The following is a 12,608-nucleotide window of genomic DNA, read 5'->3' as shown; positions in this document are numbered from 1 at the left end:
GTTGACCGGCGATGAACATTCTCGCTCTCGACCTGGGCACCTCCTCCGTACGGGGACTCGTGCTGGACGCGGACGCCATCCCGCGGCCCGGCGCGCTGGCCCGGCGGAAGGTGCACCTGGCCACCGGCGAGGACGGCACCGGCACGCTGGACGGCCGCATGTACCTCGCCTGCCTGGCGGAGTGCCTGGACGAGCTGGCCGACGCCGGCCACCTGCGCGACATCGAGCTGGTGACGGCCTGCGCGCAGTGGCACTCGGTGGTCCCGCTGGACGCCGACGGCGAGCCGCTCGGGCCGGTGCTGACCTGGATGGACACCCGCCCGGCGCCGGCCGCGGGCGCCGCCGGTCCGGCCGACCCGGACGCCTTCCACCAGCGCACCGGCGCCTGGTGGCACCGCTGCTACTGGTCGATGCGGCTGCCCTGGCTGCGGGAGCGCGCGGCCACCCCGGTCGCCCGCTTCGCCGGCCTGGCCGAGTACGTCCTCGGGGTGCTGCTCACCGAGGCGCCGATCTCCATCTCGATGGCCTCCGGAACCGGGCTGCTCGACCTGCGCCGGCTGGACTGGGACGCGGAGGCCTGCGACCTGGCCGGGGTACGCCCCGGCGAGCTGCCCCCGTTGGCCCCGACGGGATGGCGCGGCCGGCTGCGGCCGGAGCACGCCCGGCGCTGGCCGCAGCTGGCCGGGGCGCGGTGGACCGCGCCGGTGGGCGACGGCGCGGCGTCCAACGTGGGCTCCGGCTGCGTCGACCCGTCCCGGGCCGCGGTCACCGTGGGCACCTCGGCCGCGGTACGCCTCATCCAGCCGGTGCCGGCCGGGGCGGAGCTGCCGCCGCTGTCCGACCAGCTCTGGCGCTACCGGGTCGACCACGAGCACGTGGTGACCGGGACGGCGTACTCCAGTGGCGGGAACCTCTTCGCCTGGGCCAAGCGGGAGCTGCGGTTGCCCGGCGGCGTCGAGCTGGAGGCGGCGCTGTCCCGGGTGCCAACGGACGGTCGGGTGCTGGCCGATCCCCGCTTCGGCGGTGACCGTCCGCCGGGCCTGGCGCCGGCCGGCTCCGGTGAGCTGCGCGGGCTCAGCTTCGGCGCCACCGCCGTCGACCTTCTCGCCGGCCTGATGACGGGCCTGTGCCGGCTGGTCGCCGAGGACCTGACGGTGCTGGAGTCCGGTGTGGTGAAGCCGGCCGAGGTGGTGCTCGGCGGGGGAGCGATGGCCGCTTCGGCGTGGTGGCGGGAGGCGTTCGTCGCCGCGCTGGCGCCACGGCCGGTGCGGCACCAGCGGCATCCGGAGATCGGGGCGACCGGGGCCGCGCTCGTGGCGCTCGGGCGGGTCGCCGACGGAGCTCGCGTGGGTGGCATCGGCCGGACGGACGAGGCGGACGCGCCGAACACCGTAGCCGGTGCGCGGCCGGGCTGCCCTTCCTGGTCAACCGGCCGGTCAGGCCGTTGACACCGTCCGTCGGCCTGGTTGGATGGACTGCGCTCCCCGAGGTGGCGGAGGCGAGGGACCGAGGAGGCATGTGTGGGCGCAGGTCCCGACCCCGATCGGGGCGCGGTCTCGAACCACCGCCGGAACCGGTTCGACGTCCGGGTCGTGCCGCACCGCCGCCGTTCGGCCCTGCGGCTGCGGGACTGGCGGATGCGCACGAAGCTCGCCACCGTGCTGATCATCCCCTCGGTGGCGTTCCTGGTCCTGGCCGGAGTGCAGACCCGGGCGCTGGTCGGGCAGACCACCGCCCTCAGCGCCTTCGCCCAGCAGGTCGGCATCGGCCGGCAGATCACCGCCGCGGTGGACCGGCTCCAGCAGGAGCGGGACCGGACCGCGGGCGAGCTGGCCGCGCTGCGCACATCCGCCGGCGGACCTGACCGGGACGCCGCGATCGCCGCGCTGAAGCCACTGCAGACCGCCTCCGACCAGGCCCTGGCCGACCTGCGTGGGGCGGCCGAGCCGCTCGCCGACGCCGACGCCGCCTGGCGGGTCGCCTACTCCGAGGTGCTCGAGGCGTACGACCAGGTCATCTACATCCGGGCCGCGGTGCCGCCGGCGGTGCTCAGCAGCGACACCATCCTGAGCAACTACCACCGGGCCATCGGCGCCCTGCTCAACCTGCTGGCCGAGCCCTCGCCCGGCGACGACCAGCGGGCGCTCACCGACGCGGTGCTGCGCTACGTCCAGCTGTCCCGGGTCAAGGAGCTCTCCTCGCGGATCCGCGGGCAGCTCTACGCGGCCGCCCGCGCGGGCCGGTACGAGCTGGACGATCAGGTGAGCCTGACCGACCTGCGGGCCCAGCAGCTGACCGCCCTGGGCGCGTTCCGGGTGGCGGCCACCGCCGACCAGGTCCGCCGGTACGACCAGACCTCCGTGAACCCGGGGTTCGTGGTGGCCACCAAGCTGGAGGAGACGACCCTGCCCGGCACCGCCGAACCGGCGGTGCTGCTCGCGCCACAGTGGTGGATGGTCAGCGAGCAGCGTCAGGACCTGCTGCACCGGCTCGAGAACGAGGTCCTCGACGACGCCGTACGCCGGGCCGACGACGCCAGCTCGGGGCAGCTGCGGGACACCCTGCTGGTGGTCGGCGGCATCGTCGCGGTGCTGCTGGTCGCCGTGCTGATCTCGCTGCTGATCGGTCGGTCGATCGCCCGGTCCATGCGGCTGCTGCGCAGCCAGGCTCTGCGGATCGCGCAGGTGGAGCTGCCGGATGCCCTCGACCGGCTGCGCGCCGTGGACAGCTCGGTGACCGGGATCGACGTGCCCCCGGCGGTGGTCCGCTCGCTGGACGAGATCGGCGAGCTGGCCGAGGCGTTCGTGGCGGTGCACCGCAGCGCGGTCAGCGTCGCCGTCGAGCAGGCGCTGATGCGCCGCAACGTCAACGCGATGTTCGTCAACCTCGCCCGGCGCAGCCAGGTGCTGGTCGAGCGGCAGCTCGAACTCCTCGACGACCTGGAACGCGAGGAGAGCGACGCGGAGCAGCTGGAGAACCTGTTCAAGCTGGACCACCTGGCCGCCCGCATGCGCCGTAACGACGAGAGCCTGCTGGTGCTGGCCGGCACGGAGTCCACCCGGCGGTGGAACCGTCCGGTCGGCCTCGCGGCGGTGCTGCTCGGCGCCAGTGCCGAGATCGAGCAGTACCAGCGGGTCCGCAACTCCTCGACGGGGGACCTGCACGTGGTCGGGCACGCCGTCGGCGACCTGGTGCACCTCTTCGCCGAGCTGCTGGAGAATGCGACTGCGTTCTCCCGCCCGGACACCGTCGTCCGGGTCACCGTCCGGCCCGAGGGCCACGGGGCGCTGGTGGAGATCGCCGACCAGGGGCTCGGGATGAGCCCGAGTGCGCTGGCGGAGGCGAACGCGCTGCTGGCCGAGCCGCCGGCGGCCGACGTCGCGGCGTCCGAGCGGATGGGTCTGTTCGTGGTCAGCCACCTGGGCGCCCGGCACCGCGTGCAGATCCGGTTGCAGGGCGGTCAGGACGGCCTGGTCGCCCAGGTCCGGATCCCCGCCGAGCTGCTCGCACCGGCGCCCGCTCCCGAGCTGGACGCGCCGGCCTCGCCCCGGATGCTGACCACCGAGGTCGGCGCGGCCACCCGGTCGGCCACCCCGTCCGCCGTGCCGGTGCCGGTGCCGCGCCGGCCGGACCCGCCGGCGGAGGTGCCGGTGGCGGGTCGCCGGCCGGAGGCTCCGATGGAGCTGCCGGTGGCGGGTCGGCGGCCGGAGGCTCCGACGGAGCTGCCCGTGGCGGGCCGGCGGCCGGAGCCGCCGGCGGCGCCGCGGCAGCACCGGCAGGTGCCGGTCCGGACCGAGAACGTGCTCACCCCGTCGGCCGGACGGGCCGAGGGTGGCGGCTGGTTCTCCCGGCAGGGGCCGGCGTCGTCGACGCTCGGTGTAACACCGCCGCCGGCCGAGACGCCGGTGACCGGTGGGACCAACGAGCGGGGCCTGCCGGTACGGGTGCCGATGGCGCAACTGGCCGCGGTCACCCGCTCCGCCCGCCCCGACGAGCCCGCCCCGCGCCACGAGCCCGACCCGGACGCGGTGGGCGGCATGCTCTCCAGCTTCTACGGCGGGGTGCGGCGGGCCGAGGCCGAGGAGACCACAGTGTTGATCATGCCGCCCGTCGGCGATCGCAGCGAAGGAGAACAACAATGATGACGTTGAGCCAGGAGGCGCGTGACCTGAGCTGGCTGGTGAACGCGTTCGCCGAACGGGTCCCCGGGGTGGCGCACGCGGTGGTGGTCTCCTCCGACGGGCTGCTGGTGGCGATCTCCGCCCACCTGCCCCGCGACCACGCCGACAAGCTGGCCGCGGTGACCTCGGGGCTGATGAGCATCACCGCGGGCGCCGCCCAGATGTTCGACGGCGACATCGTCAAGCAGACCGTCGTGGAGATGGGGCGCGGGTACTTCCTCGTCATGCAGATCCGGGACGGCTCGATCCTGGCCACCCTGGCCGCCGCCGAGGCCGACATCGGCGTGGTCGGCTACGAGATGGCGCGACTGGCGAAGCAGGCCGGCGAGATGCTCACCCCGGCGCTGCGGGCGGAGCTGCAGCAGGCCCTGCCCCGCTGACCGGGGCGACCGGGCTGGGGCGTCCGCCCCGGCCGGGTCGTCGTCGCGGCGCTCAGCGGCCGTTGTCGCGGATCACCGTGCGGTACCAGTGGGCGCTGCGCTTGAGCACCCGGCGCTGCGTCGGGTAGTCGACGTAGACCAGGCCCCAACGCTGGTCGTACCCCTCGGCCCACTCGAAGTTGTCCAGCAGCGACCAGACGTGGTAGCTCCCCAGCGGCACCCCGTCGGCGATCGCCCGGTGCGCCGCGGCGAAGTGGTGGCGGAGGAAGTCGATCCGGCCGGCGTCGTCGACGGTGCCGTCGGGGCCGAGCGTGTCCGGGCAGGGCAGGCCGTTCTCGGTGATCGTGATCGGGATCCGGCGTAGTCGCGGGTGACCCGGGTCAGGATGTCGTAGATCCCCTCGGGGTGGATCTGCTGCCAGTCCGCCGCCGAGGTGGGCCAGCGGCGGGTGGTGTCGCCGGTGGCGGTGACGTGGATGGGCGTGTAGTACTGCACTGCGAGCAGGACCACCGGGCTGGCGATGACGTCGAGGTCGCCGTCGTGGATCCCGGCGACCATCCGGCTGCCCGGTCCGAGGTCGGCCAGCACGTCCTGCGGGTACCCACCCTTGAGGACGGAGTCGAGGTAGAGGCGGTTCTCGTAGCCGTCGTACAGCCGGTCGCCGCGGCCGCCTCGGGGCTGCGACTCCCAGCCGCCGGCGTCCTGCAACGCCTGGGGCAGGTCCCAGTGGAACAGGGTGGCCATCGGCGCGATGCCGCGCTCGTGCAGCCCGTCGAGCAGCCGCGGGTAGAAGTCGAGGCCGTGCTGGTTCGGCCTGCCGGCGCCGTCGGCCTGGATCCGCGGCCAGGAGACGGAGGACCGGTAGCCCTGTGGGAACTGGAGAAGCCCGGTCGGCGGACGGCCTGATTCCCACGGTCAGGCCGGGTGGGCCGGCCGTCCGGCCGACGCAGCGGACCGGCCGGCCCACCACTCCGTCCGGAGACGAGACTGCCGCGAAAAAGCCCGGGAAATCCGTACTCCACGGGATCACACGGCGGCGGTGGACGGAGTAACGTACATCACCGGAGAGGCCGCTCCCCCCGTGGCGGCCTCTCTTTAACATTCCCGGGCCCGGTGGTCCCGACCGGCCGGTGCCGTCGGGACGCCGCAGCTCCGCGGGCGCCGTCCGGTCTTCCGCAGCACCGCGCCCGGCCCCCCGGGGCACCGCGGCCCTGGTACGCCGCAGTCTCGCCGCGCGCCGACCCGTGCCGGCCGTTACGGTGTGCGGGTGCGGGAGACGGCGAGGGGTTGGGCGGCGGTCTGGTTGGTCGTGCTGGCCCTGGTGCAGGCGGCCGCCTTCCTCGTGGTGTGGCGCTTCGCCGTGCACACCGAGGTCGGCCAGTGGCTCGACACGGTGGCGCTCACCGGCAACCGGATCGGCCAGGAGCGGATCGACGGGCCGGTGGACCGGATCCTCAACGCGATGTCGGTGGTGTCCCTGCTGGTGGTCACCGCGGTGATCGGCTTCATCGCGCTGATCCGGGGCCGCAAGGCCCTCGCGGTCACGGCCACCCTGCTGATCGCCGGCGCGACCGTCAGCACCCAGCTGCTCAAGCACTTCCTGACCCGGCCGGACTTCGGCGTCGACCCGGAGCGCGCGGCGGCGGGGAACAGCCTGCCCAGCGGCCACACCGCCATCGCGGCGTCGGTCGCGGTGGCGCTGATCCTCGTGCTGCCCCGCAAGGTCCGGGTGCTCGGCGCGTTCCTCGGCGTTGGCTACGCGGCCGCCGCGGGGGTGGCCACCCTCTCCGCCGGCTGGCACCGGCCCAGCGACGCCGTGGCGGCGTTCCTCGTGGTCGGGGTCTGGGCCGCGCTGGCCGGCCTGGTCCTGCTGTTCTTTCAGCGGGAACGGGCGCAGGTGTCGTCGGCCGACTCGCACCGGGTCGCCGCCGCGGTGCTCGGGATCAGCGGAGTGCTCGCGGTCGTCGGGTGCGGGCTCGCCCTGTCCTGGCTGCTCGACCTCCGCGACGTCCCGGCGGCCGAACTCGGCCGCCGGCCGCTCTTCGTCGGGTACGCGGGCAGCGCGGCCGGCATCGCCGGGACGATGGCCATGGTGGCCGCGCTGGTCCTCGCGGTGGTGCACCGCCTGGTGCCCCGCTACAAGGGCTAACTGCGGTAGTAGGTGCCGACCATCGTGCCGCTGGCGATCTCCTTGTCGGTGAGCGCGCGGTGCACGTCGGTCGCCTGGGGCGCCTCGGGCAGGTCCAGCGGGCGCTCCAGCGCGTAGAGGCGGAAGAAGTAGCGGTGCGGGTCCTCGTGCAGAGGTGGATGCGGGCCGCCCCACCCGGCCGTGCCGAAGCTGTTGGGCCACTCGCGGCCCCCTTCGGGCACCGCGCCCTCGGCGACCCCGCCGGACCCGGGCGAGATCCCGGTGACCAGCCAGTGCAGGAAAGGAGCCTTCCCGGCGTCCGGGTCCTCGACGATCAGGACCAGCTCCTCGGTCGCATCCGGAACCTGGGACCACTCCAGCGGCGGCGAGACGTTTTCGCCCTCCCGGGCGAAGCGTCCCGGTAGCAGGTCGTGGTCATTGAACGCGGTGCTGCGCAGCATGATGCCGGCCATCTCGGCGCCCCCTCTCGTCCGGTCGTCGGCGGGTACCCGGCCCGGTGGCGGCGAAACGGCCGTGGCACGGTAGGGCCGACGGGTCATCGCAAGGTCGGGGAGGAACGGGTGGACGGGGTGCGGACGGCGTTCCGGGACGAGTGCGCGCGGCTGGAGGAGGTGCTGCGCGGGCTGGCCGGCACCGACCTCGACCGGCCCACCCCCTGCCCGCCCTGGCGGGTACGGGACCTCGTCGCTCACGTCCGGACCGGCGCCGGCCGGCTGGTCGACATGCTCGCCGCACCCGCCCCGGACCGGGCGGAGGTGGACGCCGCCGGCTACTTCGGGGCCGCCAAGTTCACCTCCGAGGTGGACAGCGCCCGGATCGACAGCGCCCGGCGCGAGGCGCGGGAACTGGCCGGCGTACCGGAGGTGGCGGCGGACTTCGCGCGGGCCTGGCGGGCCACCGACGCGGCCGTCGCCGCGCAGCCTCCCGGCCGGCTGGTCCGCACCCGGCACGGCGACGCGATGACGCTCACCGAGTTCCTGCGGACCCGGGTGGTGGAGGTCGGCGTGCACGGCCTGGACCTGGCCGAGGCGCTGGACCGGCGGCCCTGGCTGACCCCGACGGCCGCCGCGGTGGTGGCCGACCTGCTGACCGGTGGCCGGCCCGTCCCGGCCGGGCTCGACTGGAACCCTCTGACGACGATCCGCAAGGCCACCGGCCGGTTCGACCTGACCGACCGGGAGCGCACCCTGGTCGACGAGGCCGGCCTCCGCTGGCTCTCCTTCGGCGGCTGACCCCGGCGCGGTCCGGCGTCGTGACCGACTCCGGGTCGCCGGCCTGGCGCGGTCCGGCGGGCCGGGTCAGTCGCCGGTGCGGGCGGCCGGGACGTGCGGCGCGGTGCGGCGCAGGTGGTCCAGGACGATCGGGTCGATCCGACCGGGCACCAGCCGCTCCTCGAGGTTCTCCACCCCGGCCCAGGAGGCGAGCGCGTCGTCCAGGCCGGCCGCGCCCACTCGGTGGCCGACCGCCGCGAGCAGGCCGGCGACCTCGTCGGCGAGCGGCCCGGCCAGGTCCCGCAGGGTCGCCGGGTCGGGCCTGCCGAAGAGCATGGTGTGCGTGTCGAGCAGCCGCCCCAGCTCGGTCACCGGGTCGGGATGGTCGTCCACCCGCAGGTCGACCAGGGTGTCGCCGGTGCCGGCGTACCCGCCGTGGCGCTCCACCACCAGCAGCCCGGCGCTCTGCCGGCCGCGCCGGTCGCCGCCGGCCCGGTCCCCGGCGTGCAGCGCGGCGAGCAGCCGCTGCGGGAACGGCCGGCCCGTGCCGGCCAGCCAGGCGTCCCGGACCGCGTCGATGACGTGCGGCCCGGCGAGGATGTTGCCCTGCGCGGCCCAGCCGTCGCCGGCCTGGCCGCCCGCCCACGGGTGGCAGCGCGGCCCGCTCCAGGTCGCGCCGTCGCCGGTCGCCCCGACCACGCCGAGCTGCCGGTCGTCCCGGCCCGGGTCGGCGGCGACCAGGCCGGCCACCACGTCCGCGGCGGCCACACCGGTGCGCAGCAGCGCCAACCCCTGCGGCCGGTACGCGAGGTTGACGTGCGCCTGGGTGGCGACGGCGCCCACCTCCGCCTCGGCGGCCGGCACCAGCGCGCCGGCGGCGAGGAACTTGCTGGCCACGGCGACGCCGTGCAGGCGGCCGTCGGCGGACCGGGCGACGATCGAGAAGGTCACCCGCGGATGGTAGCGCCGCGACGCCGCGCCGGCGTCCCGCGGAAGCGCCGGGACGGGAGTTCCAGGAAGGTCGCGCGCTCGGGGTTCTTCGCCGGCAGCAGGCCGCTCGGGCCTTCGCCCGTCATGGTCGGCATTCCCCGCCGTCGCTCCACCTCACCTGGCAGTCGTAACACTCTTTCCGGGCGTAACCGCTGGTATCGCCCGATCGCCGCCGGTGCGACCGTTCTGGATCTTGCTCGGGGCGACGGCGAGCGGGCACGATCGACCGGTGACGAATCGATGGGGCATGACGGTGCCGCTGAGCGGCATCCCGCTCGCCGACCACGCCGCGGTCTACGCGGCCCTCGACCAGGCCGGCTTCACGGACGTCTGGTCGTCGGAGGTGGCCGGCGCCGACGCGTTCACCCCGCTGGCGCTCGCCGCGGCCTGGCAGCCGGGGCTGCGGCTCGGCACCGCGATCACCCCGGTCTTCACCCGGGGACCCGGGCTGCTGGCGATGACCGCCGCCGCCCTCGCCGAGACCGCCCCCGGCCGCTTCGCCCTCGGCATCGGCGCTTCCTCGCCGGTGCTGGTGCGGGACTGGAACGCGGTCCGCTTCGACGAGCCGTTCCGGCGGACCCGGGACGTGCTGCGGTTCCTCCGCGCCGCGCTGCGCGGGGAAACCGTCGACGAGGTCTACGACACGTTCACCGTCCGCCGGTTCACCCTGGAACGCCCGCCGGCCGTCCCGCCACCGGTGCTGCTGGCCGCGCTGCGCCCCGGCATGCTCCACCTCGCCGCCGCCGAGGCCGACGGGGTGATCCTCAACTGGCTCGCCGCCGACGACGTGCCCCGGGCTCTCGCCGAACTCGGCGACCGGCGGCCGGGCTTCGAGGTCGTCGCCCGGATCTTCGTCTGCCCCACCGAGGACGCCGCGCACGCCCGCGCGCTGGGCCGCCGGCTGATCACCGGCTACCTCACCGTCCCCGCGTACGCCGCCTTCCACCGCTGGCTCGGCCGGGAGGCGACGCTCGGTCCGATGTGGGCGGCGTGGGCGGCCGGGGACCGGCGGGGCGCCGCGGCGGCCGTGCCCGACGAGGTGGTCGACGCGCTGGTGCTGCACGGCTCGCCCGAGCACTGCGCGGCGCAGGTCCGCCGCTACGCCGACGCCGGGGTGGACGTACCGGTGATGGGACTGCTGCCCACCCCGGAGCTGGCCGCCAGCGGCGCGGAGGCCCTGGCCACACTGATCCCGCGACTTGGCATCGCTGCGGAGGCCTGAGCAAGACCGTGGCGGGCTCGGTCAGTCAAAGCCTTGCGGCGCATCTGATGACGAAGATCCCACGTGCCAGGTTCCCGGGGGGCGCTGTAAGCGTTGTGCATATCGGGTGCCAGCAGGTCAACGCACGACATAGACGAGCGTTAGGATGTCGCTCGTGCAGCTGCGATACCGCTACCGACTGGATCCGGCACCACATCAGCGCATAGCGTTGGCCAAGGCGTTCGGGTGCGCTCGGGTGGTGTTCAACGACGGGTTGCGCCTGCGCGAGCAGGCCCGCCTTGCGGGCGCCGGATTCGTCAGTGACGCCGACGTCCAAAAGGCGGCGATCACCGAGGCAAAGAAGACCGACGAGCGGGCGTGGCTGACCGAGGTGTCGTCCGTGGTCCTGGTGCAGGCGGTTAGGGACCTCCACCGCGCGTACCGCAACTTCTTCGACTCCCTGTCAGGAAAGCGCAGAGGCCGCGGCGTTGGAGCCCCCCGGTGGCGTTCGAAGCGGGGACGACAGTCAATCCGGCTTACCCGCAACGGGTTCTCTCTGCGGCCGGACGGCCGGCTGTACGTGGCCAAGGTCGGCGACATTCCTGTCAACTGGTCCCGAGCCCTTCCTTCGGATCCGTCGAGCGTCACGGTGACACTCGACGCGGCCGGACGGTACTGGGCTTCGTTCGTGGTCGAGGTCCGGAGGCATCCGTTGCCTGTTGTTGATCAGGAGGTCGGCGTCGATCTCGGTCTCTCGCACTTCCTTATCCCTTCTCGAGGGGACAAGGTCGACAACCCGCGGTGGCTGGGTAGCGCGCAGTGTCGCCTTAGCCGCGCCCAACGTGCGCTGAACCGCAAGAAGAAGGGCTCCAGCAACCGCAAGAAGGCGGCCCGCAAGATCGCCATGTTGCACGCCCGGGTGGCCGACACCCGGCGTGACTGGCTGCACAAGCTGTCCACCACGTTGATCCGCGACAACCAAGCGGTCTACGTGGAGGACCTGTGTGTCGCTGGTCTCGCCCGGACCCGATTGGCCCGCAGCGTGCACGATGCTGGCTGGTCCATGTTCGTCGGCATGCTCGACTACAAAGCCCAGCTCTATGGCCGAACCTTTGCAAAGGTCGATCGCTGGTACCCGTCTACCCGCACTTGCTCTGTGTGCGGCCGGCTCGGCGACAAGCTCAGCCTGGCCGTCCGTACCTGGACATGCTCTTGCGGGGCAACTCATGACCGCGACATCAACGCGGCACGCAACATCCTCGCGGCGGGGCGCGCCGAGAGGCTAAACGCCTGTGGAGGCGACGTAAGACCACTGCTTGCGGTGGCTGCCGCTGGTGAAACAGGAACCCACCGGAGTACAACATGAGCCCGGTAAAAGGACTATCGGCTCGTCAGCGCCGGGAGGACGTCAAATGAACCTCACCGATCGGGTGGCCGTGATCACTGGCGGGGCCGGCGGCATCGGGTCCGCGCTGGCCCGCCGCTTCGTCGCCGAGGGCGCCGCCGCCGTCGTCCTCGCCGACCTGGACGCCGACGCGGCCCGCGCGGTCGCCGCGGAGATCGGCCCGGTCGCGCACGCCGTCGGCCTGGACGTGACCGACGAGGAGCAGGTCCGCGCGCTGGTGGAGGAGACCGAGCGGCGGTACGGGCGGATCGACCTGTTCTGCGCCAACGCCGGCGTGGCCACCGGCGGGGGAGTGGAGGCCCCCGACGCCGACTGGGACCGGGCCTGGCGGGTGAACGTCCTCGCCCACGTCTACACCGCCCGGGCCGTGCTCCCGGCGATGCTGCGCCGCGGCTCGGGGCACCTGCTGCTCACCTGCTCGGCGGCGGGCCTGCTCACCGCGGTCGGCGACGCCCCGTACAGCGCGACCAAGCACGCCGCGGTCGGCTTCGCCGAATGGCTCGCCATCACCTACCGGGACGCCGGCATCCGGGTCAGCGCGCTCTGCCCGCAGGGCGTGGACACCCCGATGCTCGCCGACGGCCTCGCCGCCGGTCACCTCGGCGCCCGGGTCATCGCCGCCTCCGGGGCGGTGCTCACCCCCGACCAGGTCGCCGACGCGACCATCGCCGGGCTGGCCGAGGAGCGGTTCCTGATCCTGCCCCACCCGGAGGTCGCCGACTACGCCCGGCGGCGCGCCGAGGACCCGGACGGCTGGCAGGCCGGCCTGCGCAAGCTGATCCGCAAGCTGCGCGCCTGAACCGTCCACGCCCGTCGGTCAGATCGACCCGGTACCACCGCCGACGTCGCTCGGCGGGCCGCCCATGAAACTGGACCAGTTGTCGGCGGGGCGGGCGCTCTCCGTGTCGGAGAGACCGGGGCCGGCGCGGCGGGCGGTGCGGCGCAGCCCCCGCGCCGCCTTCCTGGCCGCGGCCAGCTTCTGCTCGCGGGTGAGTGTGCGACGGCGACGAGCGCGGCGCGTCCAGCCGACCATGACCAGCGGGGCGGCGGTGAGGAGGGCGATGACCGCCCAGAGGGGACCGGGCATGCCC

Annotated in this window: 11 protein-coding genes and 1 pseudogene; 8 read left to right on the top strand and 4 right to left on the bottom strand. The window is 74.3% G+C overall.

Features of this window, described 5'->3' with window-relative positions; genetic code table 11:
- The first annotated feature begins 11 nt into the window (after positions 1–11).
- The 3 genes from ACTWO6_RS22580 (at position 12) to ACTWO6_RS22570 (ending at position 4,561) form a co-directional block, all read left to right on the top strand.
- Positions 12–1,448: an FGGY family carbohydrate kinase gene (locus ACTWO6_RS22580; RefSeq protein ID WP_446215796.1), complete on the top strand. Its 1,437-nt coding sequence runs from the start codon at positions 12–14 to the stop codon at positions 1,446–1,448.
- Positions 1,449–1,520: 72 nt separating this feature from the next.
- Positions 1,521–4,142, top strand: a complete 2,622-nt coding sequence (locus ACTWO6_RS22575; protein WP_446215795.1) for a nitrate- and nitrite sensing domain-containing protein — start codon at positions 1,521–1,523, stop codon at positions 4,140–4,142.
- Positions 4,139–4,561, top strand: coding sequence for a roadblock/LC7 domain-containing protein (locus ACTWO6_RS22570; protein WP_446215794.1), 423 nt, complete (start codon positions 4,139–4,141; stop codon positions 4,559–4,561). The genes ACTWO6_RS22575 and ACTWO6_RS22570 overlap by 4 nt, the downstream gene beginning before the upstream one ends.
- Positions 4,562–4,613: 52 nt before the next feature.
- On the opposite strand, the pseudogene ACTWO6_RS22565 reads toward ACTWO6_RS22570, so the two are convergent.
- Positions 4,614–5,431: pseudogene (locus tag ACTWO6_RS22565) on the bottom strand (glycoside hydrolase family 1 protein); the annotation flags it as partial.
- 391 nt (positions 5,432–5,822) lie between these two features.
- On the opposite strand from ACTWO6_RS22565, the gene ACTWO6_RS22560 reads away from it, so the two are divergent.
- Positions 5,823–6,710, top strand: coding sequence for a phosphatase PAP2 family protein (locus ACTWO6_RS22560; protein WP_446215793.1), 888 nt, complete (start codon positions 5,823–5,825; stop codon positions 6,708–6,710).
- On the opposite strand, the gene ACTWO6_RS22555 is transcribed toward ACTWO6_RS22560, so the two are convergent.
- Complete coding sequence (locus tag ACTWO6_RS22555; RefSeq protein ID WP_446215792.1) at positions 6,707–7,162, bottom strand: YbhB/YbcL family Raf kinase inhibitor-like protein; 456 nt, start codon at positions 7,160–7,162, stop codon at positions 6,707–6,709. The genes ACTWO6_RS22560 and ACTWO6_RS22555 overlap by 4 nt on opposite strands.
- A gap of 108 nt (positions 7,163–7,270) precedes the next feature.
- Here ACTWO6_RS22555 and ACTWO6_RS22550 point away from each other — a divergent pair, with 108 nt between their 5' ends.
- Positions 7,271–7,942: a maleylpyruvate isomerase N-terminal domain-containing protein gene (locus tag ACTWO6_RS22550; protein ID WP_446215791.1), complete on the top strand. Its 672-nt coding sequence runs from the start codon at positions 7,271–7,273 to the stop codon at positions 7,940–7,942.
- 66 nt (positions 7,943–8,008) lie between these two features.
- On the opposite strand, the gene ACTWO6_RS22545 is transcribed toward ACTWO6_RS22550, so the two are convergent.
- The gene (locus ACTWO6_RS22545; protein ID WP_446215790.1) at positions 8,009–8,872 is read right to left on the bottom strand and encodes a DUF1028 domain-containing protein; all 864 of its coding nucleotides are present in this window, start codon (positions 8,870–8,872) and stop codon (positions 8,009–8,011) included.
- Between the two features lie 286 nt (positions 8,873–9,158).
- Here ACTWO6_RS22545 and ACTWO6_RS22540 point away from each other — a divergent pair, with 286 nt between their 5' ends.
- The 3 genes from ACTWO6_RS22540 to ACTWO6_RS22530 all read left to right on the top strand — a co-directional run bounded on the left by ACTWO6_RS22540 (position 9,159) and on the right by ACTWO6_RS22530 (position 12,316).
- The gene (locus ACTWO6_RS22540) at positions 9,159–10,133 is read left to right on the top strand and encodes an LLM class F420-dependent oxidoreductase (RefSeq protein ID WP_446220732.1); all 975 of its coding nucleotides are present in this window, start codon (positions 9,159–9,161) and stop codon (positions 10,131–10,133) included.
- A 154-nt stretch (positions 10,134–10,287) separates the two neighbouring features.
- On the top strand, positions 10,288–11,478 hold the full coding sequence (locus tag ACTWO6_RS22535; protein ID WP_446215789.1) for an RNA-guided endonuclease InsQ/TnpB family protein: 1,191 nt from the start codon (positions 10,288–10,290) through the stop codon (positions 11,476–11,478).
- A gap of 46 nt (positions 11,479–11,524) precedes the next feature.
- Positions 11,525–12,316: an SDR family oxidoreductase gene (locus tag ACTWO6_RS22530; protein WP_446215788.1), complete on the top strand. Its 792-nt coding sequence runs from the start codon at positions 11,525–11,527 to the stop codon at positions 12,314–12,316.
- Between the two features lie 18 nt (positions 12,317–12,334).
- Here ACTWO6_RS22530 and ACTWO6_RS22525 read toward each other — a convergent pair whose 3' ends face one another.
- Positions 12,335–12,604: a hypothetical protein gene (locus tag ACTWO6_RS22525; protein ID WP_446215787.1), complete on the bottom strand. Its 270-nt coding sequence runs from the start codon at positions 12,602–12,604 to the stop codon at positions 12,335–12,337.
- Between the last annotated feature and the right edge of the window lie 4 nt (positions 12,605–12,608).

It is taken from the genome of Micromonospora sp. IBHARD004 (assembly GCF_052814115.1).
Note: the sequence above shows the minus strand (reverse complement) of the source record. Positions and strands in the feature narration are given on the sequence as shown.